Here is a 24,973-nt window from a genome sequence, read left to right as displayed (position 1 = left end):
TGTGGATGGCTTTAGGATCAGGTGCTTTTCAGACAAATGACGGTACTCGCATTGAAAGGTTATTTCAGGACCGAATGGCGTCATACAGGAGAAGCTTTTTCAAAACCATGACTGATGGTTTCTTGCTGGCCATTCTGTTGCGTGCCCGAAAAAACCGGCTACTCTTCAGGCGCAGGATCAGAGAGGTAAAAAGCAGGAATATGTCAGACAGATGCGCCCAAAAAACATGCGTTCCTCTGAAGCGCCGGCATGTCCTGCTGGGCGGTGCGGCGGTCTGTTTCAGTCAGGTTGTAGCCTGTGCGCGGCCGGCACGGTCTTTCGATGCGGTGGACGTTCTGGTTCGTGATGCCGTCAGAAAAGGGGAAGCGCCGGGCGCCGTTGTCGTCATCGGACATGACGGAAAGATTGTGCACCGGTTCGTGTATGGGAGGCGGGCGATTTTTCCCGTTTCTGAGCCTCTGAGCTGGGACACGCATTTCGATATGGCGTCTCTGACCAAACCCACCATGACGGCTCTGTCGGTAATGCAGCTTGTTGAGCAGGGTAGGGTAGGTCTGGAAGATCGGGTCAGTCAGTATTTTCCGGAATTTGCGTGTAACGGTAAAGGTGACATCACCATCCGTCTGCTGATGACTCATTATTCCGGTCTGCCGCCCGATGTGTCTCTGAATGATCCATGGACGGGCAAGGTGGAGGGCGTCAGGCGTGCCATGACGTCCCCACTCATCAATCCGCCCGGTGAAAAATTTGTTTATAGTGACATCAACTATATCATGCTCGGGCTTCTGGTCGAAAAGCTGAGCGGGTTCCCTCTCGACCAGTATGTGCGCCTCAATATCCTTGAGCCTATGGGGATGAAGGAGTCCGGCTACCTGCCGCCCTCCGGCCTAAGACCGCTTATTGCTCCTACGCAGTATGATGAACAGGGCGTCATGCTGCGCGGTGTGGTACATGATCCGACGGCCCGCAGGATGGGAGGCGTGGCTGGACATGCCGGTTTCTTTTCGGATGCACAGGATATGTCGCTTTACGCGCAAGCCCTTCTGGACCGGTTGAAAGGGCGTCCAAGCCGCTTTCCACTCCGGCAGGAAACGCTTGTGCTCATGACCACGCCGCATCAGCCGGCCGGGAAAACGGAGCTGCGGGGACTGGGCTGGGATATCGACACCCATTATTCCTCCCCGCGTGGCGATGTGTTTTCCCGACACTCTTTTGGTCATACCGGTTTTACCGGCACATCATTATGGATCGATCCTGACAGTGACAGCTACGTCCTGATCCTGACCAACAGGGTTCATCCTGCGGGGGGGCACAGCGTCGTAAGACTGCGTCATGATGTTGCTACGGTAGCTGGAAGGGCGCTTGGCCTCAACGCTCCCGTTTAAAGGTTCCTACAAAAGGATGGGTCGGGCCTTCAGGGCATGTGCCAGAGAATTGACCAATCAGCTTCTGCACATGGCGGGCCAGTGCGTCACGGCTGCTTGTGACCCGTCGTCCTTCAGTCTCGCGAACACCATCGCTCTGAGCAAGAAGAGCTCCAGCGTAGTTTACTTCCCGTGCCATCTCTGCATCTGGCAGCGCTGAAAGTGGGACGAACTGGACAGGGAGGGTCAGGTCCTGAGTCTTTGTGCGGCTCGCATCCGCCTGAAGGCCAAAAACTGGCATCGTGCCGGAATGTCCAACCGAAAAGCTGCCCGAGGATGTGAAACTTCCAGACAGCGACAGCACCACTGGCCCGGAAATCATGGCCACAACCGGGTCTGAGGCATGCTGGTTGCATTGCAGGGTTTGAACGTTTGTGTCGAAGGCGGCTTCCTGTTCTGCCGTCCAGTCCTGAACATGGGACGTACTGACGACGCCTGTTTTCGTCAGGTTCATCTGGATGCCAGAGAGGGCTTCACTGATCGTTACGGGAGAAACCGTTCCAGTAGAGCAGCCGTTCAGCAGCGCAGTAGCCACAATCGCGAGACTGAGATGACCTATGGAAGTGGTGTTTTTCATAGCCCCCTCACTTCCGCAAGGAGGGCGTCGAACGTCTCTCCATTTGGAGATGTTCCGGGAATGCCGACCCAGTTCTGGCGCGAAAGCAGACCATAGGCTTCATCAGCGATTTTCGTGAATGTATCCCACGGCATGAAGGTCCGTGTTCCCCAGGTGTTGAAGAAAAGTCCTTCGGGATCGTAGCCCACCAACGCAATGGCATGGCCGCCAACCGGGGTTCTGTTGGAAATTGTGTTCCAGTCCCACGTCGCGCCGAGGGGAAGGTCCATGAATCCCTGTGGAACCTGAACGCCCGCAAGTACACCCCCAAGATAGCAGATGCTACGACGGATGCTGTTGCAGTCCTGCGGATCAATCGTGCCATAGGCCGTTAGGTAGTCGAGTGTCTGGCCTGGTCGGTGAAGGCCTTCGCGCAGCCAGAAATTCAGCTCGTCCAGCAGTATCGTCCCGTTGTCCCGTGCGCCTGTCTGAGGATCAAAACCGGTAACAGCTGCGTAATTGTTCAGCACCATACTCGTGGGCAGCACGACCAGCCCTTGTGCGGCCTGGGTCCAGGTTGCCGTTAATGCTGCCTGCGCGGCAAAAGCACAGCACCCATACCGGTCATTGCCCCACATCTGATAGGGCACCCCAGCAGACCAGTCCTTCTGCGCCGGAGCGGCTGGGAGGCGTGAGGCCAGCATGGGTGCCAGACGATAGGTGCGTGGATCATGCTTGGGCGCGCGTTTGCCAAGGCATCGGGACATCGGGAAACTCCAGCAGAGAAGCAGGGGCAGGAACATCGGGAAGGAGCAGTTCAGATGAACCGCTCCCGTATCTCGACAGTTGGATTGCGGTTCAGACGCCCTGATAGATCCGGGCGCGGATCAGTTCCGGCGTTTCCGTTGGTGCGGCAAAGGGAGCGGCCGTCACGCCAGCAAGAGCTTCTATCAGCGGAATCATGGCAGAAACTGTGGACATGTAACCCGCTGTCGACGGCGAGTAGACCTTCACGATTGGCGTTGCGATGGTTAGCAGAGTCTGCAAATCCGTTCCGAGGCTCTTGGCCCAGTCTTTTCCGGTCGTGACCGTAATCGTACCGTTTGAATTGGCCGCGACCTGTGCCGAAACGCTTTTGATCTGGGCGATCAGGTTGTCGAATTCTGCCTTGTCTTTGGCGGAAAGGTGGTTTTCCAGTTCGGGAATGCTTTCGATTGCCTGAACCGCGTAGGCAATGGCCGCCGCATCGCTGCTCAGGGCAGCGGTGTTGAACGAGGCCGTATTCGCGGTGGTGGTGCAGGCGCTCATGGAAACGAGCAGAACAGTGCCAAGGCTCAGGGCAATAAAGCGATTACGCATCATCAAATGCTCCACATATAAAAAAAGCCGCCTGAAAGGCGGCTGCAATCAATGAAAAATTTTGAAAATCATTCGGCGGATTTAGGGATTCCGCCAGTTTTTGGATGTGTCGATGTCGTATCCAGACCCAGCTTTGCCGCCTCATTCGCACGTGACGATCCGACCGGCACCATGATGGCCTTTGCTCCTGGCTGGTATGCACTGGTGTTCCAGCCTTTGGCCTGTGCCAGGGCGCTTACGAGACGAAAAAGAGGTAACAGATTCGAGGTGCTGGAGGGCGGTTTCCAGAAGCGAAGAGCCAAGGCAGCGGCAGCGATCAGGAAGGTTACGATTGAAACGATATCGCCAGCATATCTGGCGGGCAGATAAGGCAGAATTGTCTGGAACAGCGATGTCCAGTCCATTGTTGTCTCCGATGATGAAAACACCGCCCCGAAGGCGGCTGTGCCAACACACATTCACGGTCTAGGGAGGGGCGTTCGCGCGCGCCAAGGAGAAAATGGCGTCAAGTACCAACTGACTGGTTTTGCATCTTTTCCCAAGGCCGGGGCTCGCGTTTGACGATCCGCTGTGAACACCATACGGTTCGGCATCATCACGAATGTCACAGGCGATTTCATGGTTTTCAATTTCAGGCTCGCCGCAGTTGTTGCGGTTTCAGCTTTCTCTCTTTCGGCTGAAGCACATGCGGCTGCAACAAACCCGTTTTTTTCAGCGAGTACGCTGCCTTTTCAGGCACCCCGCTTCGATCAGATCAAGGACAGCGACTACGCCCCGGCGTTCGAGCGTGGCATGGCTGAGCATCTGCGCGAGATCAATGCGATTGCAAATAATCGCGCGGTTCCGACTTTCGACAATACCATTGGGGCGATGGAGCGGGCCGGTCAGACTCTCAACCGTGTGCAGATGACGTTCGATGGCGTCTATCAGGCCAATACGAATGACGTGTTGGATAAGGTTCAGAGCGCAGAAGCCCCGCGCCTGACGGCTCATGAAGATGAAGTCTATCTGAACGCCAAGCTCTTTGCGCGTGTGAAATCTCTTTACGATCGTCGGGAAAAGCTGACGCTGACCCCTGAACAGGCGCAGCTTCTCGACATTTATTACCAGCAGTTCGTGCACGCTGGTGCGCAGCTTTCTGCGGCAGACAAGACGAAGCTGCGTGCGATCAATACGCGGCTGTCCAATCTCGAAACCCAGTATGAACAGAAGCTGATCGCGAGTGCCAAGGCCGGTGCTCTGGTTGTAGATAACGAAAAAGCGCTGGCAGGCATGGACGCCAATGCGATCGCTTCCGCTGCCAAGGCTGCACAGGAGCGTAAACTGAGCGGAAAATGGGTTATTCCGCTTCAGAACACGACGCAGCAGCCTGATCTGTCCTCCTTGACTAACCGTGATACGCGCAAGGCTCTGTTCGACCAGAGCTGGACACGCGCGGAGAAAGGGGACGAGAACGATACCCGCGCCACGATCGCCGAGCTTGCAGAACTTCGCGCGCAGAAAGCCGCGCTTTTCGGTTACCCGAACTTTGCCGCCTATACTTTGTATGACCAGATGGCCAAGACGCCGGAAGCTGCGGAAAACTTCATGCAGCAACTTGTGCCGGCCACGGCTGCGGAACAGAAGCGTGAAGCAGCGGTTCTTCAGGAGACCATCCGCAAGGATGGTGGCAAGTTCGATCTGAAGCCCTGGGACTGGGAATATTATTCCGGTCAGGTGCGTCGTGCGAAATACAACCTCGACCAAGATGAAATCAAACCGTATTTCGAACTCAAGACGGTCCTGACGGATGGCGTGTTCTTCGCTGCCAATCAGCTCTACGGTATTACATTCCAGCAGCGGACGGACATTCCTGTTTATCAGCCGGATGTCATGGTGTTCGAAGTTCATGACAAGGATGGATCACCGCTTGGTTTGATGTATTTCGATTACTTCAAGCGTGACAACAAGTCTGGCGGTGCCTGGATGTCCAACTTCGTTGGGCAGTCGAAGCTGTTGGGAACGAAACCGGTCATTTATAACGTCGCCAACTTCACCAAGGCTGCTCCGGGGCAGCCGCAGCTCATCACGTCCGACGATGTGACGACCATGTTCCACGAATTCGGCCATGCCCTGCACGGTCTGTTTGCAGACCAGACCTATCCGTCACTTTCAGGCACCAGTGTGGCACGGGATTTCGTGGAGTTTCCGTCGCAGTTCAACGAGAACTGGGCGCTGGACCCGAAAGTCCTGTCGCACTACGCGCGTCACTACAAGACTGGCGCTCCGATGCCAGCGGCGCTGGTCGAGAAAATCCGCAAGGCTGCGCATTTCAATCAGGGCTATGCGCTGGGTGAGATCGTTGCGGCCGCTGAACTGGACATGAAATGGCACAGCCTGCCGGCTTCAGCTCCGCGTCAGGACGTGGACAAGTTTGAAAATGAAGCACTGGATAGCACGGGACTGGACGTTGCGGTTGTTCCGCCGCGTTATCGTTCCAGCAATTTCCTGCATATCTGGTCCAATGGTTATTCCGCAGGATATTACGCCTATCTGTGGACGGAAATGCTGGATCAGGACGCATTCGCCTGGTTTCAGGATCATGGGGGTCTGACGCGCGAGAATGGACAGCGCTTTCGCGACATGATCCTCTCCAAGGGACATACGATGGATTACGGCCCCATGTTCAAAGCTTTCTACGGCAAAGATCCTGACATCACTCCGATGCTTGTGCATCGCGGGCTTGTTTCAGAAACGGGTAAGTAATCGCAGTTGGGAAGGGGACTACAGTTTCCTTCCCAACTTTTCGTTCAAGGCGTAGAATAGACGATGTCCATGCGCAGAATGAACGTCCTGTCGTCTTGTGGCCCACTCTTCGCTTTTCTGGGTGTGCTGTATTTTGCTCTCAAGGCATTTTATGGTTTGGGAACGCCTTCTTTCGGAGATGAATCCGGACATATCCTGGGCGGTCTGGCCGTAGCGAAAGGTGATGTCTTGTATCGGGACTATATCGACGCTCATGGTCCCCTGATTTTTATTCTGTCATGGTGTGTTGGTCTGTTTGCTGACTTCCACTCCGCTTATCTGATGCGTCTTGTTCCTATCCTCTGCACGATAGGAGCCGCTATCGCAGTATTCTGCTCTCCTGCACTTCAGAAAAACTCTGCACGGTATCTTGCTGTTGGCATGTGGTTTGCTGCGATGGGTGCCCAATGGACCGTTCAGGCTTTCAACATGGACAGCTACTGGACCGTTGGCGGAGATCTTCTTGGCGGTGTGATAGCCCTTGTGGCTCTTCCGCTTTTGCTCGGAGAAGACATCGGACGCTGGCAGGCGCGATGTGGAGGTGCCTGTCTCGCACTTTTACCTCTGACAGCCTATTCTTTTGCTCCGACTGCTATTCTGCTGGTTCTGTCTGCTTTGGCTACTCGTCGTCGCGGATCGAGGAGCATTATCCCTAACCTTGTAGCTGGGGCTGGAGGAGCGCTTGCGGCCTGTCTGGTGTGGATGTTGTTCTATGGCGATCTGGGAGGAATGATCGCCTATCATTTCGTTGCAAACCAGTTCTATTACGCACCTTATATTGATGTTGGCCTGAAGCCGTTGGTGCTGAGTCTGATTCCCTCTCTTCAGCATGAGGCTCTCGTTCAGTCCTTGGCGACGATCTGTTTTTATTGCGGCAGTATTTTTCTGCTTGTGACATCCCGGCACAGGGTGGCTGTCCTGCTGCTTCTGGGCGGCATCCTCATGACACAGGTGCGTGGTGCCTTTGGTTTTCAGGATGGTGCATTCGTCATGGGAGCCCTTACGCTTTGCGTTCTGATGTTGATGCGGGTGACGCAGTCTCGCGAGGTCGTAGGAGCTTTGATCGCAGGGTTGTTCTGCCTCATGTTTGTTCTGGGCGTGCGGCAGGCGACGTCCTCGCCTTATGGAATGAATCGTGCGCAGCAGCGGCAGGCTGGATTCCATCCCATTCATGAAAATGCGACTGTCGGATTTGTCAAAGTCATTCAGAAATATTCCGGGCCGCAGGAACGTATTCTGGTTATTCCGTATAATCCGGATGTTTATATTTATGCCGGTCGTCTTTCCATGAAGAAATACCATGAATATCTTCCGTGGGAAGCAGACTATGCCCGCCATCCCTGGTTTGGATATGAGCGTGATTTATGCGTGGATCTTCCACGTGACCTTCCGCCCGTCATATATTTTGACGATTATCGTGTCTGGGGGCGATGGAGCGCAGCAGATTACATGCCCTGCGTTCTGAAAATTCTTGCGCGCGACTATCAGCGCGATCCGGTTGAAAAGAGTGTCTATGTCCGCCGCGACCGGTTGGAGCGTGACGCCTTAGAAGCCGGAGACCCGGCCTTACGGTCTCAAAATATCCATTGAAAGTATCGTCTGTCATGAAGCAGAAAACCTCTTCCCGCCGCATTCTCTTTCTTGCAACTGTGCTGACAGCCGCTTTGCTAACCCCCGTCATGGGATATGCAGACCCTTCTGCCGATATCAGTCCGTCGCGCATGTCGGAGACGATGAAAGTCCTGTCTTCGGATCGGTTCGAAGGCCGTGCTCCGGGAACAGATGGGGAGAAGATCACGGTTCCCTGGCTGATCGAACAATACAAAGCGCTGGGACTTGAGCCTGCCGGGGAAAACGGGGGATGGACGCAGGATGTTCCCATGCTCCGAACCCGAACGGGGGCGACGGGATCGATTGCCGCTCATACGGGCAGCAAGACGCTCTCCTTGGTCCAGTTCAAAGATATCTATCTTTCAACCCTGCTGCCTGAGGATCGGCTTAAGGTTAAAAACGCGCCGATGGTCTTTGTCGGCTATGGTGCCCATGCGCCGGAGCGGCACTGGGATGACTTCAAAGGCGTGGATCTCAAGGGCAAGGTCGCGATCTTCCTTGTGAACGACCCTGATTTCGATGCCGCTCCCGGCGAGCCCGTGGCCGGGCGCTTTGGCGGAAAGACCATGACGTATTACGGGCGCTGGACGTATAAATACGAGGAAGCTGCCCGTCGTGGTGCGGTTGCGGCTCTGATCGTCCATGATACGGCAGGGGCTTCCTACCCCTGGAGCACTGTCGTGGCGCCGGGCGGTGAAGCCTATGACGTGGAACACACGGCCAGCGAAAGCCGCCCCGTGCCCGTTCAGGGCTGGCTTGAGGGGAAAGCCGCAGATGCACTGTTCCGTCAGGCGGGTCTGGATCTTGCAGCGCTCCGCATCAAGGCGCGTTCGGAGGATTTCCGACCGGTCACTCTGGAGCATACAGCATTCTCCGCCGATCTTCCGGTCACGGTTGATCGCCTCAAGAGCCAGAACGTACTCGCGAAGATCACGGGTGCGAAATATCCGGACGAGACGGTCATGTTCGGCGCGCATTGGGATGCTTACGGCAAAAGCACGGACGCCCAAGGCAACACGGTCATTCGGCGCGGTGCGATTGACGATGGCTCCGGCATTGCGGCGCTGTTTGAAATCGCCCGGGCTTTCAAAGCTGGACCGAAACCCGATCGGACGGTCAGTTTCGTAGCCTGGACGGGCGAGGAGCGGGGTCTTCTGGGTTCAGGCTGGTATGTGGCCCATCCGTTAGCCCCGCTGAATAAGACGGCGGCCAACCTGACGATGGATGTTCTTCAGATGGCTGGGCCTGCGCATAACGCCTTCATTATTGGGGCAGGGCAGAACACGTTGCAGGATCAGTTCGCTGCTGCTGCGGCCCTTCAGGGGCGCACGACCCAGCCGGAAGCGATGCCTGAGCGCGGGGCGTTCTATCGCGCCGATCATCTGCCGTTTGCACGCGCGGGTGTACCGGTTCTCGCGGTGATGGATATGGCCGGGAAGTTTGATCTCGTGAAAGGCGGGACGGAAGCGGGCGGGAAATGGCTGACGGCTTATATGGCTTGCTATCATCAGGCCTGTGATGCCTGGAGCCCGGACTGGGATGTCAGGGGCGCTGCGCAGGACGTCTGGGCCGTCTGGAAGGTCGGGCATGACGTGGCGTTCTCGCATGACTGGCCGCAGTGGAGTGCCGGTTCGGAATTCGCAGCGATCCGCCAGAAAACTGCGCCTTCGACCGTTCACTAACGCGTCTTTGCCGGTTCCGTCAGAGTGTCCAAGGCGGGACCGGCCCATACTGTTCTGACAGAAAGTCGATCATCGCCCGGATCTTGAGCGGGACATGAGGCGTCGGGGCATACACTGCGTGCAGTTCCGGCCCTGTCATCGTGGACACGTCCAGTGACAGCGGCACGAGGCTGCCGGATTTCAGTTCTTCTGAGACGATGAAAAGCGGCTGATAAATGATCCCCTGTCCCGCAACGGCGGCTTCTCGCAAGATATCGCCATTATTGGCGCTCATCGGCCCGCTGACCGTGACAGTCCGTTCGCCTTTCGGGCCAAAGCTCCAGCGGGCAGCACCGATCTCTTGGCCCAGTGTGTAGCCCAGACATTGATGCTGTTGAAGTTCGGCAATGGTGTGAGGCGTGCCATGCTGTTCAAGATAGGATGGTGCGGCACAGACCACGAAATCTACCCGGGCCAGAGGGCGTGAGCGTAATGCACTTGGCGGCATTCGCCCGATACGGAGGGTCAGGTCCCATCCTTCCGTGATCGGATCAATCCTTCGATCATCAAGCCCAAGTTCGACCGTAACGAGGGGGTGGCGTTGGCTGAATTGCGGCATGATGGGGCCGACATGCCGGATAGCGAACGAGACCGGCGCATTCAGACGTAGAACGCCCCGGGGCTCCTGATTTTCTGCGGAGACTTCCTGCTCCATTTCTTCAAGATCCGTGAGGATCTTCTGGGTGTGGATCAGCAGCAGGCGTCCGGGTTCCGTCAGGGAAAGCCTGCGCGTGCTGCGGTGAAACAGCGAGATGCCAAGCCGACTTTCCAGAGCAGCGATATGTTTCGTGACCATCGTCTGGGACAGGCCGAGTGCGCGCGCCGCTCCGGAAAAGCTTCCCTGAGCCACAACTTTTGCAAACACCTGCATGCTGGTGAAACGATCGAGCATTTATCTCACACTCCTGGTGTCAGATCATTTTCTAAAACAGGGAATTATTCTTTCCAGCGCATGATGGCAACATCTGCTTTGCCGAAGGATGAGGGAGGCCATGAAGATGACGCCGGACAATCAGGAGAGCCGACAGCCTGTTCTCTTTCTGCCGCATGGTGGCGGCCCATGTTTCTTCATGGAGTGGGGCAACACATGGGACCGCATGGCCGCTTATCTTCGCTCTGTCAGTGGAACGCTTCCTCGTCGGCCGGACGCCATTGTTGTTATGTCCGGACATTGGGAAACGGACGAAATGCGTATTGGGTCCGCCCTTCATCCGTCATTGATCTACGACTATTACTGTTTCCCTCCTCATACCTACCAGCTTGAATATCCTGTGCCGGGTGCCCCTGATGTTTCGGAAAAAGTGCTCGGTCTTCTGAAGGATGCAGGGGTCGACTGCGCCGCAGATGCCAACCGAGGGCTGGATCATGGGGTGTTTATTCCGTTCATGCTGGCCTTTCCAGATGCCAGTATCCCGGTCGTGGAAATCTCCCTGCCCAGAACGATGGATGCGGCGGATGTCCTGCGGCTTGGACAGCTTCTGGAGCTTTTGCGGAGTGAAAACATTCTGTTGGTGGGCACCGGCATGACGTATCACAACATGCATTATCTGATGCGGCCTGATGTCGTTTCAGATGCCCGGTCCGTCGCGTTTGATAACTGGCTTCAGAGCGCGATCGAAGCGCCCTCCGACCTTCGCAGAAGTCGTCTTGTGGACTGGGAGCATGCTCCCTTCGCACGGGATTGCCATCCTCAGCCTGAACATCTTCTGCCGTTGATGTTTGCCGCGGGAGCCGCGGGAACTGATACGGGGCATCGCGATTATAGCGATGTCATTATGGGAAAAGCCCTGTCCGGTTTCCGGTTCGGCTGACGCCTTTACCTTTTCACACATGAAAGATCGCAAACTCATGAACACGTATTTTCTTAAGAGCGTTGGTGCCGTATTCGCTGCGGCACTTCTATCTTCCAGCGCTTTCGCTGCCACGCCAGCAAGCGTGCCGTCGGGCGCCTATTCGGTCGAGACCAGCCATACGCAGATCGGATTTTCCGTCCTGCATTTTGGTTTCACCTATTATTCCGGCCAGTTCTCCGGCGTTACGGGAACGCTCCAGCTTGATGCTGCTCATCCCGATGCCTCGCATCTGAACGTGACCATTCCGGTTTCAAGTGTTTCGACGACGAGCACGGTTCTGACGGACGAACTCAAAAACAGCGAGTGGTTCGATGTTACGAAATATCCGGAGGCAACCTTTGTCTCGACGCAGGTTCGCCAGACAGGTGCGGATGAAGCGCTGGTCACTGGTAACCTGACGCTACATGGCGTGACGCATCCCGAAATTTTGCACGTCCATTTCGTGGGAGCAGGCGTCAATCCGATGGACAAGGCTTATACGGTTGGCTTTCAGGCTCAGGCAACGATCCATCGGAGCGATTTCGGGGTGAAGAAATATGTTCCCTATGTCGGTGATGACGTGACGCTGACGATTGCCGGAGCGTTTGAAAAGACGGTTGCGAAGTAACACAAAAAAACGGCCCATTTCCATGGGCCGTTTTTTTGTTTCGTCTGTCCGAAACACTCAGGAAGCCTTGCGGACTTTCCAGCCAGTTTCCTTGAGACAGAACCCCAGAACAATGGCAATTCCGATCCCGATGACCAGCGGCAGAAAAGCCGTATGGAACTGTTCCATCGTCTCGGGCGCCGTTTTGCCCATCAGGGCGGAGACGAGCGGAGACATAATGCCGGTTGTGCCGAAAACGAGGAAGTTCATGACGCCTGCGGCCGTTCCCTTGACCTCTGGCGGATTGACTTCCTTCATCGAAGAGAACGGTATCATAGCGGCACCCGATGCGATCCCCATGATCAGCGCCACGGAGTAATGCGGCAGAACGCCGACCGGGACGTAAAGCGCACAGAGCGACGCTGCCAGCAGGACCACTGCGCCCCCGATCAGAACGGGTTTGCGACGGCCGATCTTGTCGGAAATCCAGCCCAGAAGCGGGCATCCGATGACCCATCCGATGGGAACCATCGAGACGTCCGTGGCTGCGAAACCCATCGTCGTATGCTCGCCCTTGCTGAGCATCAGAGCACCCCAGCCCAGTGCGCCGATCGTCGTCGGTACGAATAGCAGACCGCCCGCAAGTCCCGCGATCCAGCTCTGTGGGTTGGAGAAAATGATTTTGAAAGGACGCAGCAGGTTTCCAACGGACATGTCGCCGTGATGGTGGTCGCTGTCTCCGGTATCGCGTGGCATGACGAAAAAGACGGCGACGGCCAGCAGAAGACCGATAACTCCGAAGCCCAGCCAGACGGACTGCCAGGGGAGATGGAACGAGCCGTGCGGATCAATCAGGATGCGGGTCGGTTTGGAGCCGAAAGCGGCGCCTGCCATGCCCATGCACTGCGTCAGCCCCACGAAAAGAGCCAGCGTCCGGGCCGGAAGATACCGCGCCGCAACATAGGACGCCCCCACGAAGGCACAGATCGCGCCAATACCCTGAATGATATAGCCGCCAATACCGGCGACCAAACTGCCTTGACCGAAAATCAGGCACCCGACACCTGTTACGGCAATGAACATCGGCATGATCGCATGTGCGCCATACCGGTCCAGCAGCACGCCCACGGCAAGCGCCATTAGCGCATAAACGATGTAATAGGATGCGATCATCAGGCCGAGATGACTGTTGCCCCAAGCCTGGGTTAGTTCATCCTGCATGATCCCGGGAGCAGAGCGGATGGCATACTGATAGAAATAGAAAAGCGCGCACAAGAACCATGACAGCACGTAGAGCGGCTGAAGTTTCTGTGGTTGCGCCGGTGACGGGTTCAGGGGCTGGGAAGCCGCCTGAGGTAATGTACCAGACATGAAATTCTCCAGTATGTCATGGACGGTCAGTCAGACCGGACAGCATGATCGTGAGTGGCGCGACGGCTTAATTGGGGAAAGGAGGTTATTTTTCAGGGGTTATGGATATTTCACCTGATATTATTGCTGGAACGGATAGTAACGGAATGTCACATACACTGTATGTCCATAAGTCGTGGGATCGACGGCATGGTCTGCACCGTCATTACCCTTGAAGGCGAATTTCCGGATATAGGTGTACTGAAGACCTCCCATGACGCTGCCATAATGACCGTCCAGAAAATGCCACCAGCCGCCCGTTGTCAGGGAGGCTAATGTTTTCGTCTGAGCGGAACATGTTCCGAATTCGTATTCGCAGCCGGAGAGGTTCAGGTCTGTTGCGCCATAGCCGTGCTGGATTCCGTCCGCGCCCAGATAGGTGCGACGTCCTGCACTTTCCACACCCCCATAGGTGTAAAGTAGAACTGAGCGCGCCGGATGGCCGACAAGCCCGAGAGAACCCATGATTTCCGGGACTGGGCTGGGATTTCCGTTTTTGTCGAATGTCGTATCGGGAATGAGGGTCGGTCCATAACGCCCCACGCCCTGACCTGCCAGTACGTTACCTGTCAGTTGTAGCTTGTCCGTTCCGAGAGGGACGGTCATGCCAGCACCCACACCGCCACCGAACTGGGTGCTTTTATGGGTGTGATTCTCACCTGAGGGCTGGATCAGCCCTCGGAACCATCGGGCCAGCCCAAAGACTTCGTAATGTCCGAAAGACGTATCAACAGCCGTCTTGAGAACGATGTCGGGCGCTGGATTGTAACTGTACTGCGTGTTGGGATTCAGCAATACACCCCCTGCATTGGAGTAAAAGACGCGTGGTCCTGCAAGTCGACCATAGCTTGCCGGAAGCGTGCCGCCTGAACTGAGAGCATCCGAAAAACCAACTGTAGCCTGAGGGTCCTCAATTGACAGCGCCAGCCAGTACTTCTTGTCCCAGTCCTTGGCGATGCGGATCTGTGGAACGCGGGTGAAGGTGATGCCTGGGATCTGGTTGTTATCCGTAACGGCAGGAAGTTGCTCCTGGCGGGGAATGACGCCCTTGGCGTAGTTGGTTGTAAGGCTCCATGCCTGTCCCATGAGAACATGTACGCCCCAGTCCTTCTCAGTGAAGGTGAAGTAACCCTGACGCAGCCGAGGGGTGTAGCCGTTGATCTGCACGCTGTTCGTCGTGCCTCCGGACCCACCGAAATCGGCCTCGACATAGGCTTGAAGGCGAACGGCTTTGGTCGGATTCGCTTCCAAAAGGGTGGAGAAGCGCGTGAGCTGTGCGGAGAAACGCTCTTCGCTCAATCCGTGATTGGGACTGTTGGCATAAGGAAAAGCATTCCACGCCGTTGCCGGTCCGCTGGTCAGGTTGGAGCTTCGCCAGATATTGGAGAAATCAATGAATCCGCCAAGACGCACGGTCAGGTTGCCGATCTGGAAAACGGGCGGAAGATGATCCACTTCCGTCTGTGTGATTGCCAGTGGGCTGGATGACGTCAGGTCAATGGATGTTCTGTGAGCTTCGTTATGCTGGTTTCCCAACCACTGAAAAAGCGGTGGTGGTGTCTGATGCGTGGGGGCAGGGGCGGGAGTAAAAGCCGCAGGTACGCTGGTCGGAGAAATGCCTGTCGTTGAGACCGGTATAACCCCGGTTCCGTGAGGTGAAGGAGGCATCGCGATGCGTTTTTTTTCGGACCCTGCTGTCATACTGTGGGCCGCAAAAGGTGTTTTTATGGTTCCGGGATGGACTGTTCGTGAAGCTGTCGTAGCATGTCGACGCTCCTCGATAGCCTGCAACCTGCCTTCCAGCATGCGCATTTCGGCTTTGATGGCGGCCAGTTCCTGGTCGTCAGTGCTTTGGGCAAATGCCGTCGTGGGCCCCCCGATGAAAATTGCAGCACTCAATAGCAGTCTGCACCGTCTGGGCAGATATTGCCCTACGATCTTCAGGCCACCAAAAGGAAACACATTTTATCCTTTCTACACATTCAACCATGCTTCACGTCTGCATCTCGCAAGAGTTATCGGCGGACACAGTCGCAGAGAATACTTACGCGGTCGCAGAAGTTTAAATATTGATTTGGATCAATAAGTTTGTATTTTTAAGAGATGCAAACTGTTTTTTAGACGTATTATTCCTGAATGCAACCTATGCAGAAATTGGCTGAGGGCAATCAGGCGATGGGCTTGGCATGAATATCAATCTCCCGTTGGCTCGGATGTAGGAGAGGAAAAATGTCATCCAAGCTTATATCGATACGACACGCTTGCAATGGGGACCGCAAATTCAGGCTCAAGACTCAGCCGGCACGATCGGCTCCGGCTTCGCCGTTTTGGGGAAAGAAATATGGCGCACACCGCAACGCCTGTTCAGCAAATTTTTCCTGCACCACTTATAGACTGACAGCTTTTTTTCATCATGACTGATTCAGCAAGCAGAACCATCCATTAAAGCCCATCAGCCCCGAAATCAGGGGACGATACCTTCCTTCTTTTTCGAAGAAGCTGTTTTCACTGCTGCAAGACCAGGATACAGCGCGCGGTATCCCGCATAGGCAGTGTCATACGCCTGACGCAGCGACACATCCGGAACAACAATACCCGCGCGTTCTGGGGGCAAGCATACTGCTTCTACAGCCTCGCCTGTTACAGCCAGACGCGCCAATCGCGCTGCGCCGAATGCGCCCCCTGTCTCTCCATGCGTCAAACGATGCAAGGAAATTCCCAGTACTGAGGCGAGGATCTTCACCCAAAAGGCACTGCGCGACCCACCGCCGATTACCGATGCCTCCGTTACTTCAGACCCGGACGCCCTCAACCCCTCCAACGCATCGCGGAACGAAAACGCGACGCCTTCCAGCACAGCCTGTGTCATCTGCGCACGGGTCGTGTCCTGCGAGAGGAGTGCGAAGCCGCCCCGTACCGCTCCGTCATTGTGTGGCGTGCGCTCGCCCGAAAGATAAGGGGCGAATAGGACGGGGGAAGGCCCCACTGGCTTTTCAGGCAACTCGGCCAGAAGCGCTGCCTCTTTCATACCTGTCACCCGCGACCACCACGCCAGCGACGCTGCCGCCGAGAGCGTCACGCCCATCTGGTGCCATACCCCAGGTACGGCATGACAGAACGCATGAATCGCATCTCGACCACCACCGCGATACGAATCTGTCGTCACCCATACCACGCCGGAGGTACCGAGCGAGAGGAAGGCGTCACCCGGCTTGGTGGCGCCCAACCCAACCGCTCCACCCGCATTATCTCCAGCGCCTCCCGCAAAAATGGGAGTCTTTCGCATTCCCCAGCGCTGCGCCAGTGCGGGTTTGAGAAAGCCAGCAGCTTCGCTTCCTTCTCGTAATTCCGGCATATGAGACAATGACAGCCCAGTCGCCAACAGAGCCTCTTCTGACCAGCAACGCCGTCCGACATCCAGCCATAACGTGCCCGATGCGTCGGACATGTCCTCGATCGTCTCTCCCGTCATGGCAAAGCGTAGCCATGCTTTGGGCAGAAGTACGAGACGTGTCTTTGCGAAAACGTCTTTTTCGTGCTCCGCCACCCAAATCAACTTTGGCGCGGTGAAGCCCGGCATGGCGATGTTGCCCGTCACCGCGCGGCTCGCGGGGAAGCGCTGCTCGAATACCGCGCACTCAGCCTCTGCTCGCGTATCATTCCACAATATGCAAGGCCGAAGCACCTTGCCCTCGCCGTCGAGCAACACGGCGCCATGTTGTTGTCCCGACAGCCCTATGCCCGTTACCTGCGATATTTCGGACGGATGCGCCTTTGCCAGCGCGTCTATGGCGGCGAGCGTAGCTGCGAGCCAGTCCTCCGGGTTTTGTTCGCTCCATCCTTCATGCGGGCGCGAGACCTCCAGCTTTGCTGTTTCTGAGGCCAGAACACGCTGTGCCTCGTCCACGAGCACCACCTTTACTCCCGATGTACCTAGATCGATTCCGATATACATCTACCGCCCCGCCATTACATTGGGCACTAAGTCTGGACCCGTTTGCACGTCGTGGCGCGCCACTTTTGTGTGAGGGGAAAGGTTTCTCATTTTTGAACGGTCGGTAGACTCAGGAATTATAGTCAGAAAACGACGGTTTCAGCGCGGCAGATGGCTGAGAAGAAGGCTGTTAGACATCTGTCAGCACGTGTTGCGACCCGCCGCCAGTTCTTGAGGCGACCGAGCATGATTTCAATACGATTGCGTCTTTTGTATTTTCGCTTGTCGTATTGACTGGTTTTCGCGAAATCTTCTTGCCGAAATGCAGGGCTTGATTACTTTTTTCTTCATTAGGGCATTCCTAAACCAGTCAGCATCGTACCCTCGGTCCGCCAGCATCCACTGTGCCATGGGAAGGCTGTCCAGCAGAGCAGAGGCTCCGATGTAATCACTGGCGTGTCCGTCTGTCATGAAAAAGCTCAGAGGTCGTACGTTCTGATCGGTGACTGCATGGTAGCCTTGTGTTTATACTGCCTTTGGTGCGACCGATCAGGCGGCTCAGGCTCAGGATTCAGCCCCATCCTTTAACCGCAGCGCTGGATCCGTCCCGTGTGTTTTGAGGTGGGTCGGATCAATCATTATGGCCCGAAGTCCGGCCATCGCAGCAGGCAGGCCATCCATCATTCGTCAGCCAAAACAGGTCACTCATCTTCAGTCTCTTTGCAGAGCCTGAAACAGGTTTTCCACCTCAAAACAATGGGGCCAGAGCCCTCTCTGTCTTCACAGAGGCAAATAGTGAATCGGATCTTGCCCCAGACCGACAAGCCTTTGGTCAATGTAACTAGGCTCAGGACCTATTAAAATATTGAACTGAGCGAGACGTTGTGATTCACAGGCTTACCGATGGAGGTAAGGCTGTGAGTGACGTATTTTTGCTGTCTGAACGCCAGATGGAGCGGATTGAGCCGTTTTTTCCTCTGCCGCATGGAGTGCCCCGTGTGGATGACCGGCGTGTTTTGAGCGGAATCGTTTACGTGATCCGCAACGGGCTTCAGTGGAAAGACGCTCCGAAAGCGTATGGCCCGCACAAGACTTTATACAATCGTTTTATTCGCTGGAGCCGCCTGGGTGTCTTCGACCGGATCTTTGTCGCCCTGACAGAACAGGCTGGCCGTTCAAAGCGCCTGATGATCGATGCAACACACCTCAAGGCACACAGAACGGCGGCGTCTCTACTCAAAAAGGGGCTTTTCCCCGCCATATCGGACGGACAAAAGGCGGCCTGAACTCAAAACTCCATGCCGTGTGCGATAGTCAGGGCAGGCCTGTTCGCCTCTATCTGACAGCAGGACAAGTCAGTGACTTCAAAGGCGCAGACGTGCTGCTGGCAGATCTCCCCGAAGAGACAGAAGAAGTCATCGGGGACAGAGGCTATGACAGCAACCGGATCAGGTTATCGCTTGCAGAACGCAATATCACTGCCTGTATTCCCCCGAAAAAGAACCGGAAATCAAAGCTGCCTTACGACTGGCATCTGTATAAAAAGCGCCACCTCATCGAAAACATGTTCGCGAAACTCAAAGACTGGCGACGTATTGCGACCAGATACGACCGCTGCGCTCATATCTTCATGTCCGCAATCCATATCGCAGCAACCTTCATCTTCTACCTCAAAGAATGAGTCCTGAGCCTAGATCACGTTGACAAAAGACTGATCCAGAGCCTTGCGGCGGCGAGATCGAGGAAGCTCATGAAGGACAAGGCGGTCTTGTCGTAGCGGGTTGCGATGCGGCGCATCTGCTTGAGGTGGTTGAACATCCGCTCGATGCGGTTGCGGTCCCTGTAACGCCGCCAGTCTGTTTTCTGTGGAGCGCTGCGGCCTTTTCGTGATGGAATGACCGGCAGGATCCCGTGGATCAGCAGATCCTGGCGGAAACAGTCGCTGTCATACCCCGATCGGCCAGCATGGCTCTGAGGTTCGGAACAGGCAGTGCCATCAGGGCACCTGTGGCCTTGTAGTCTGAGACCTGTCCTTCGGTGAGGACAAACCCGAGAGGACGCCCCTGATTGTCGCATCGGGCGTGGATTTTGCTCGTAAAGCCGCCGCGTGATCGACCAAAAGCTTCCGAATGAGCCCCCCTTTTGCGCCAGCGGCCTGTGAATGGGCGCGGACTACCGTACTGTCGACCATATGTTGCCAGTTATCGGTCAGCCCAAGATCTACCAAGGTTTGCAACAGGGCATCCCAGACACCCTGTTCAGCCCAACGCCGGAACCTGACATAGACCGAGTTCCACTTGCCGTAGCACTCATGCATGTCCCGCCAGGAGCAGCCTGTGCGCAGAACATGCAACATGCCATTGAAAAACCGGCGGTTGTCTCCGGCTGGACGAGCCCAACGCCCGCGCTCGGATGGCAAAAGCGGACCAATCAGCGCACATTCACGATCCGTCAGATCCCCTCGTGCCATCCCCGCTCCACCTTATCGCCTTCGTTGAAGCAAACAGTGAATCAGATCTCACGCAGATCGTATAGACATTTTGTCAACATGATCTAGTATGTGATGTAAGCACGAAATTTGTAAAATATTGATGGTATGAGTATTTTGAAGGGTGAATAATAACTGATTTAATCCCGTTAATGCTGATACGTGCACGCTTGGTCCGTATTAGGATGATCGAATACTCTTCTATCGTTTGGAAGGTTTTTTGTTTTGATTGTCAGGGCGATATTTCATATTTTTTATTATAATAATAGATAAGAAATGCTCTTAAACAGGCTGACATCCTATCTTGATTTTTCTCGATACAGTGTCTGATGTGCGGGTTGTGCTAATCTTATAAAATACTCATTATAGCTTCAATGTGTTATGGTAAATGATATCGATGTGGCATTGAATAACTTTGGTAATTATATTTTCTTCTTAATTAATGTTTAATAAATTTAATTTCGGTTTTTTTTGAAATAATTCTTAAAATATAATTTATAATAGGAATTATATTATTATAACCTATATTCATTAGATGGATTGAAGTGATCTACGTTTTCTGTAGATCACTTTATTTTTTTTCAAATCAATATTATTATTTGCTTTTATTTTTCTTATTCTTTGAACGTTTTTCCTTGGCAGCATTTTGAGACGGAGCAGATGTTCCACCTTTTGCGCGCTCGATAACGAATTTGGCGTAGTCGTCCATATCGCCGTCGAAAGGCACAATCTGGTTGTCTGCCGCAAGCCAGAGACGGTCTGCGACCAACTCCATGAGCGAACGGTCATGGGTGATGAGAATGACTGCGCCCTCGTAGCTGTTCAGGGCGTCCAGCAAGGCGCGGCGGCTGTCGATATCCAGATGGTTGGTGGGCTCATCGAGGATCAGCAGGTGCGGAGCAGCCATAGCCACCATGTTCAGCAGCAAGCGGGCACGTTCACCGCCAGACAGGGCTTCAACCTTGGTACCCTGTTTTTCGAAGTGGATGCCGAATTGAGCCAGACGGGAGCGGTGAGACTGATCACTGTCTGTGGGGCGGGCCTCACGCATGATATCGAGAGGGGTCTGTTCGGGGTCGAGCGCCTCGATCTGGTGCTGATGGAACCAGCCCACCTCAATGCGGGGAGAGCGCGAGACTTCTCCGGAGCGGACTTCAAGAGCGCCTGCGATCATTTTGGCAAAGGTGGATTTACCGGCACCGTTAACGCCCAACAGGCCGATGCGGTCGTCCACATCCAGTCTGAGATTCAGGTCGCGCAGGATGGCGGGGTCGTCTCCGTAGCCGACTTCGACGTTTTCCAGCCGGATCAGGGGCGGTGCGAGTGGGCGGGCAGGGGACGGGAGAAGAAATGGTGAGACGGAGGCTTCGATCGTGGTTTCTATAGGAGCCAGTTTGGCGAGACGCTTCACGCGGCTCTGGGCCTGTGCCGCCTTTGCGGCCGACGCTTTGAAGCGGTCTACAAAGGATTGAAGATGCGCGCGTTCGGCTTCCTGCTTGGCGCGGGTGGCGCTTTGCAGGCGGATTTTCTCGGCCCGCTGACGTTCGAAATCGTCGTATCCGCCGGTGTAGAGTTCCAGCTTGCCTTCCGTAACATGCAGGGTGAAGTCTACGGAATTGTTCAGAAGTTCGCGGTCATGGCTGATGATGAGTGCGGAATGGGGATAGCGGGCGAGGCGCGCTTCCAGCCATAAGGCGCCTTCAAGATCGAGATAGTTCGTCGGCTCATCGAGCAACAGCAGATCGGGTTCGGCGAAGAGGGCAGCGGCGAGGGCTACGCGCATCCGCCAGCCACCCGAGAATTCGGCCATCGGACGGTCGAGGTCTGCCGTGGAGAAGCCTAGACCATTCAGGATTTCTGCCGCACGGGAAGGGGCGCTGTCTGCATCGATTTCGATCAGGCGCATCCAGATATCGCCCATCCGCTCAGGATCGGCTGTTTCCAGCTCTGCCATGAGGGTCGCGCGTTCCGTATCGGCTGCGAGGATCGTATCGATCAGGCTGATGGGGGTGGCGGGATGTTCCTGATCCACTGTTGCGACACGGGCAGCACGTGGGATGACGATTTCGCCAGAATCCGGCTGAAGCTCGCCTTTGATGAGTTTGAAAAGCGTGGATTTTCCGACGCCATTCCGGCCAACCAGCGAAACCTTGGATGGGTTGGGAAGATTCGCGCTTGCACGATTGAAGAACTGTCGTCCCCAGGCGTTGAAGACAAGGTTTTCGATCTGAAGCATGGGGCAGGATGGTCCGGTGGCGGGTAAAACAAGAGAGCCACGTCTATAGCAGTTTTACCGCCCCGGACAGGGACGAGGCGGATCTTTTCCGCCTCGTTGGAGTGTTAGTGAGTGTGAGCGGCAAGCCAGTCGTGGATCTGGTTCTGGGCTGCCTGAACGGCTTCCTTGCGGGCTGAAACGGCATTGACTGCATGGGCCGTGGCGATTTTCGCACCGGTTGTCATGCTGGAAGACGGGTCTTTCTGCAGTTCGGCGAGAATATCCGGATTGTTGGAATGGGCTGCGATGGCTGGAAGGAACCCGTCCTGTGACCAAGGGGCCAGATGCGTGCGGATTTCGGCTTCATGCTGGCGAACGAGCTTCCAGACGAGATCCGGGTTTTCGCTGGCAGAGGCGATCGATGACAGGGCCATTGAAATACGACCGTTCGGGATAGCGCCGCTATAGGCCAGTTCGACATTGCGACGGATCAGATCGGGGTCCGTGGCGTTGGCAAGAGCTTGGAACAGACGCAGTTTGACTTCCGTGGCCTGCGTATCGCGGACCTTCTTTGCCATGATGTCATAGGTTGCGGCATCGGCATGTTTCATCGCCAGAGCCGAGACTGTGCCAACCAGATCCGGACGCAGGGAGGCCGGGTTTTTGAGCCATGCCGCGAAACGGCGCTTGGCTTCTGCAAGGACTGCGGGATCGTTGAAGTTCCCAAGAGCCGAAATCACGGACGGACGGAGCATGGTGTCCAGCACGCTTTCATGTGGCTTCTGGTCCCAGCCCAGACGCTTCAGCACGGGAGCGAGGCGGCTGCGGGCATAGGCCTGGAATGCCGCGCGGTCCGGGCTGTTGATTTCATAGGTATCAAGCGTTTCCAGCTTGCCAATGATTTCCTCAAGCGTGGCGATGTCGCTCTCATGCGCTGCCGTCAGTCGGTCCACAAGATCGAAATAGGAGGACAGGTTGCCATGGCCAGCCCGGAACTGGGCGAACTGGTCGCCAAGAATATTCGCGCGATCCACCGGCGCAAATTTCGAAATCGAGGCGGCGATCGGTGCGAAGGCGACGTCGTCGTAATGCACGCGGTAATAACCGCTCTCGCCCAGATCGAGCTTGAGGGGGGCGTTGCAGCTGGGGAGGGTGAAGGTTACGGGCTCAGCACCGAGGACCAGCTTCTTGGTCTCAAGTCCAGGACCGCCCGCGACAACCGGAATGTTCCAGGTCAGGGCTTTCGCGTTGGGATCGTGGATCGTGAAACGGCTCTGCGTCAGGGTGTATGTCGTCTGGCCATTCTGGCAGACCGCCGCGACATTGACCTGCGGGATGCCGGGCTGTTCAGTGAAGCTGCGGGCCACCTTGCCGACATCCTGACCCGACGCTTGTGACAGGGCGTTCCAGAGGTCCTGACTGGTGGCATTTCCGTAAGCATGGGCTTTCATGTAGGCGCGCATTCCGTCACGGAAATGGTCTTCGCCAAGCCAGCCTTCCATCATGCGGATGACAAGTTCGCCCTTGCCGTAGCTGATGCCGTCAAAGGCAGAGTTGGCTTCGCTCACATTGTGAATGGTCTGCTGGATCGGATGGGTGGTGGACAGGGCGTCCGTCGCCATCGTGCTTTCACGGGTTTCGTGCTGGCGCGGCCAGATGTCCCATTCCGGGTTCATCTTGTCCGTCGCCTTGATTTCCATCCACGACGCAAAGCCTTCGTTCAGCCAGATATTATCCCACCAACCCATGGTCACCAGATCGCCGGACCACTGATGCGCCATTTCGTGTGCGACAACTTCATAGATCAGTTCACGAGTGCGGGGCGTGCTGTTCTTCGGATCGAACAGCAGGACGTTGTCGATATAGGTCAGCGCCCCCCAGTTCTCCATCGCACCGGCCTGATAGTTGCCCGGGATGGCCAGCATATCCATTTTCGGCAGTGGGTATTTGATGCCGAAATAGTCGTTGTAATAGGGCAGGATCTTTTCGGCAGCGCCCAGAGCGTAGGTGCCCTGATTTTCAAGGCCGGTCGGTGCAAAGACGCGCAGAGGTGTGCCGTCTGCCTTGCCATCGACGGAGGCCATGTCGCCCGCCACCAGTGCCAGCAGATAGCTCGACATGCGTGGGGTCGCGGTGAAGGAGACGCGCTTTGTCTTTTCATCCTGCTGTGTCGTGCCGATGATCGGCATGTTGCTCACGGCAGCATATTCGAACGGAAGCGTCACGTTCAGTTGGTATGTCGCCTTGAAGGCCGGTTCGTCCCATCCGGGGAACATGCGGCGGGCATCGGCGACTTCGAACTGTGTGACAAGCATCCGCTGCGGATTGCCCTTGGGGTCCGTGTAGTCGTCAACGTAAATGCCGTTGGGCGTCTTCAGGATCGGACCGGAATACTTGATGGCCAGCGTATGCACGCCAGCCGGAACGGGGGCCGGGAAGTGCAGTGTGACCGTCTCTGCGGCGTCGTCCTGATGGATGACGGCTTTCTCGGAGTTGTCGAGCAGAGCGCTCGCCAGCTTGAGGCCCGCCTGATTGAGCGTGATATCCGCAGTCGGGGTCTGGACTTCGATCCGGATGATTTCTTCACCCTGAAGGGTCAGATGCTCCATGTCGGTCGTCAGGTCGATGACGTAATCCGTCGGGACAACGGTTTTGGGAAGCTGCCCCGGTGTCGTGGCGAAGGAGAAGGTTCCTTCGGCATGCGCTGGGACCGTGAAGGGTAGCCCTGCCAGAAGGGTGGTGAGAACCAGAAGGCGACGCATGATATGCAGATCCTTAAAATCAGCCGGATGGAAGAACGGATCGGGCCGTTCGTTTTTGTTACGGTTACGGTGGCATACCCCTGTCATGCTGGAAAGTGCCGTCCCCTTAAAACCTTGTCATCTGCCGGGCGAGCGGATCTCTTGACAGATCGGGCGTTGAGAGGCTTTTTTCCTATCTGAAGGCAATGGATTCTGCCTGACCGTTCACGGTCGAACCGCTTCATCCGGAAGCTGATGATTCCTGTCCAGCGCCCTGCGCGGCACAAGACA

General features: G+C 55.8%; 19 protein-coding genes, 2 pseudogenes and 1 riboswitch. Of the genes and pseudogenes, 7 read left to right on the top strand and 14 right to left on the bottom strand.

From position 1 onward, the window contains the following. Positions 1–200 precede the first annotated feature (200 nt). Positions 201–1,385, top strand: coding sequence for a serine hydrolase domain-containing protein (locus ABDK74_RS02770; RefSeq protein WP_346002612.1), 1,185 nt, complete (start codon positions 201–203; stop codon positions 1,383–1,385). On the opposite strand, the gene ABDK74_RS02765 is transcribed toward ABDK74_RS02770, so the two are convergent. From ABDK74_RS02765 to ABDK74_RS02750, 4 genes are all read right to left on the bottom strand, one after another. Further along, positions 1,369–2,001 (bottom strand): hypothetical protein, encoded by a 633-nt coding sequence (locus ABDK74_RS02765; protein ID WP_346002611.1) that lies wholly within the window; start codon positions 1,999–2,001, stop codon positions 1,369–1,371. The two genes, ABDK74_RS02770 and ABDK74_RS02765, sit on opposite strands and share 17 nt — an antisense overlap. Next, positions 1,998–2,747 carry a hypothetical protein gene (locus ABDK74_RS02760; protein ID WP_346002610.1) on the bottom strand — a complete coding sequence of 250 codons (750 nt, stop codon included), beginning with the start codon at positions 2,745–2,747 and terminating at the stop codon, positions 1,998–2,000. The genes ABDK74_RS02765 and ABDK74_RS02760 overlap by 4 nt, the downstream gene beginning before the upstream one ends. 91 nt (positions 2,748–2,838) lie before the next feature. Further along, complete coding sequence (locus ABDK74_RS02755) at positions 2,839–3,342, bottom strand: hypothetical protein (RefSeq protein ID WP_194256030.1); 504 nt, start codon at positions 3,340–3,342, stop codon at positions 2,839–2,841. A gap of 65 nt (positions 3,343–3,407) precedes the next feature. After that, positions 3,408–3,743, bottom strand: a complete 336-nt coding sequence (locus tag ABDK74_RS02750) for a hypothetical protein (RefSeq protein ID WP_346002609.1) — start codon at positions 3,741–3,743, stop codon at positions 3,408–3,410. Positions 3,744–3,957: 214 nt separating this feature from the next. Here ABDK74_RS02750 and ABDK74_RS02745 point away from each other — a divergent pair, with 214 nt between their 5' ends. The 3 genes from ABDK74_RS02745 to ABDK74_RS02735 all read left to right on the top strand — a co-directional run bounded on the left by ABDK74_RS02745 (position 3,958) and on the right by ABDK74_RS02735 (position 9,416). After that, positions 3,958–6,084, top strand: coding sequence for a M3 family metallopeptidase (locus tag ABDK74_RS02745; RefSeq protein ID WP_346004144.1), 2,127 nt, complete (start codon positions 3,958–3,960; stop codon positions 6,082–6,084). Positions 6,085–6,147: 63 nt separating this feature from the next. Further along, positions 6,148–7,713 (top strand): hypothetical protein, encoded by a 1,566-nt coding sequence (locus tag ABDK74_RS02740; RefSeq protein ID WP_346002608.1) that lies wholly within the window; start codon positions 6,148–6,150, stop codon positions 7,711–7,713. A 14-nt stretch (positions 7,714–7,727) separates the two neighbouring features. Beyond that, complete coding sequence (locus ABDK74_RS02735; RefSeq protein WP_194256032.1) at positions 7,728–9,416, top strand: M28 family metallopeptidase; 1,689 nt, start codon at positions 7,728–7,730, stop codon at positions 9,414–9,416. A 19-nt stretch (positions 9,417–9,435) separates the two neighbouring features. Here ABDK74_RS02735 and ABDK74_RS02730 read toward each other — a convergent pair whose 3' ends face one another. Next, complete coding sequence (locus ABDK74_RS02730; protein ID WP_194256033.1) at positions 9,436–10,347, bottom strand: LysR family transcriptional regulator; 912 nt, start codon at positions 10,345–10,347, stop codon at positions 9,436–9,438. Between the two features lie 100 nt (positions 10,348–10,447). On the opposite strand from ABDK74_RS02730, the gene ABDK74_RS02725 reads away from it, so the two are divergent. Then, positions 10,448–11,266 carry a DODA-type extradiol aromatic ring-opening family dioxygenase gene (locus ABDK74_RS02725; RefSeq protein ID WP_408874456.1) on the top strand — a complete coding sequence of 273 codons (819 nt, stop codon included), beginning with the start codon at positions 10,448–10,450 and terminating at the stop codon, positions 11,264–11,266. Positions 11,267–11,303: 37 nt separating this feature from the next. Continuing rightward, positions 11,304–11,915, top strand: a complete 612-nt coding sequence (locus ABDK74_RS02720) for a YceI family protein (RefSeq protein WP_346002607.1) — start codon at positions 11,304–11,306, stop codon at positions 11,913–11,915. Between the two features lie 57 nt (positions 11,916–11,972). Here the strand turns inward: ABDK74_RS02720 and ABDK74_RS02715 are convergent, their stop codons facing one another. From ABDK74_RS02715 to ABDK74_RS02700, 4 genes and pseudogenes are all read right to left on the bottom strand, one after another. After that, positions 11,973–13,265 (bottom strand): MFS transporter, encoded by a 1,293-nt coding sequence (locus ABDK74_RS02715; protein ID WP_346002606.1) that lies wholly within the window; start codon positions 13,263–13,265, stop codon positions 11,973–11,975. A gap of 120 nt (positions 13,266–13,385) precedes the next feature. Then, positions 13,386–15,209 (bottom strand): hypothetical protein, encoded by a 1,824-nt coding sequence (locus ABDK74_RS02710; protein ID WP_346004142.1) that lies wholly within the window; start codon positions 15,207–15,209, stop codon positions 13,386–13,388. 559 nt (positions 15,210–15,768) lie between these two features. Beyond that, on the bottom strand, positions 15,769–17,259 hold the full coding sequence (gene xylB, locus ABDK74_RS02705) for a xylulokinase (protein ID WP_346002605.1): 1,491 nt from the start codon (positions 17,257–17,259) through the stop codon (positions 15,769–15,771). A 122-nt stretch (positions 17,260–17,381) separates the two neighbouring features. Then, positions 17,382–17,925: pseudogene (locus ABDK74_RS02700) on the bottom strand (IS5 family transposase); the annotation flags it as partial. Between the two features lie 230 nt (positions 17,926–18,155). On the opposite strand from ABDK74_RS02700, the gene ABDK74_RS02695 reads away from it, so the two are divergent. Continuing rightward, a protein-coding gene (locus ABDK74_RS02695; RefSeq protein WP_346002506.1) for an IS5 family transposase occupies positions 18,156–18,919 on the top strand; the annotation gives its coding sequence in 2 pieces (ribosomal slippage) (positions 18,156–18,489 and positions 18,489–18,919; 765 coding nt in all). A 14-nt stretch (positions 18,920–18,933) separates the two neighbouring features. On the opposite strand, the gene ABDK74_RS15885 is transcribed toward ABDK74_RS02695, so the two are convergent. The 5 genes and pseudogenes from ABDK74_RS15885 to ABDK74_RS02670 all read right to left on the bottom strand — a co-directional run bounded on the left by ABDK74_RS15885 (position 18,934) and on the right by ABDK74_RS02670 (position 24,703). After that, positions 18,934–19,134, bottom strand: a complete 201-nt coding sequence (locus ABDK74_RS15885; RefSeq protein WP_408874493.1) for a transposase — start codon at positions 19,132–19,134, stop codon at positions 18,934–18,936. A gap of 20 nt (positions 19,135–19,154) precedes the next feature. Further along, positions 19,155–19,325 carry a hypothetical protein gene (locus tag ABDK74_RS15880; RefSeq protein ID WP_408874492.1) on the bottom strand — a complete coding sequence of 57 codons (171 nt, stop codon included), beginning with the start codon at positions 19,323–19,325 and terminating at the stop codon, positions 19,155–19,157. Positions 19,326–19,387: 62 nt separating this feature from the next. Continuing rightward, positions 19,388–19,708: pseudogene (locus ABDK74_RS02680) on the bottom strand (IS5 family transposase); the annotation flags it as partial. A 613-nt stretch (positions 19,709–20,321) separates the two neighbouring features. Beyond that, complete coding sequence (locus tag ABDK74_RS02675; protein WP_346002603.1) at positions 20,322–21,962, bottom strand: ABC-F family ATP-binding cassette domain-containing protein; 1,641 nt, start codon at positions 21,960–21,962, stop codon at positions 20,322–20,324. Between the two features lie 104 nt (positions 21,963–22,066). Next, complete coding sequence (locus ABDK74_RS02670; RefSeq protein WP_346004141.1) at positions 22,067–24,703, bottom strand: M1 family metallopeptidase; 2,637 nt, start codon at positions 24,701–24,703, stop codon at positions 22,067–22,069. A gap of 172 nt (positions 24,704–24,875) precedes the next feature. Continuing rightward, positions 24,876–24,954: riboswitch (Fluoride riboswitch) on the top strand. The last annotated feature ends 19 nt before the right edge of the window (positions 24,955–24,973 follow it).

This window comes from Gluconobacter sp. OJB (assembly GCF_039638275.1).
Lineage (GTDB): Bacteria > Pseudomonadota > Alphaproteobacteria > Acetobacterales > Acetobacteraceae > Gluconobacter > Gluconobacter cerevisiae.
The sequence above is the reverse complement of the archived record's forward strand: the minus strand, read 5'-3'. Positions and strand labels throughout refer to the sequence as shown.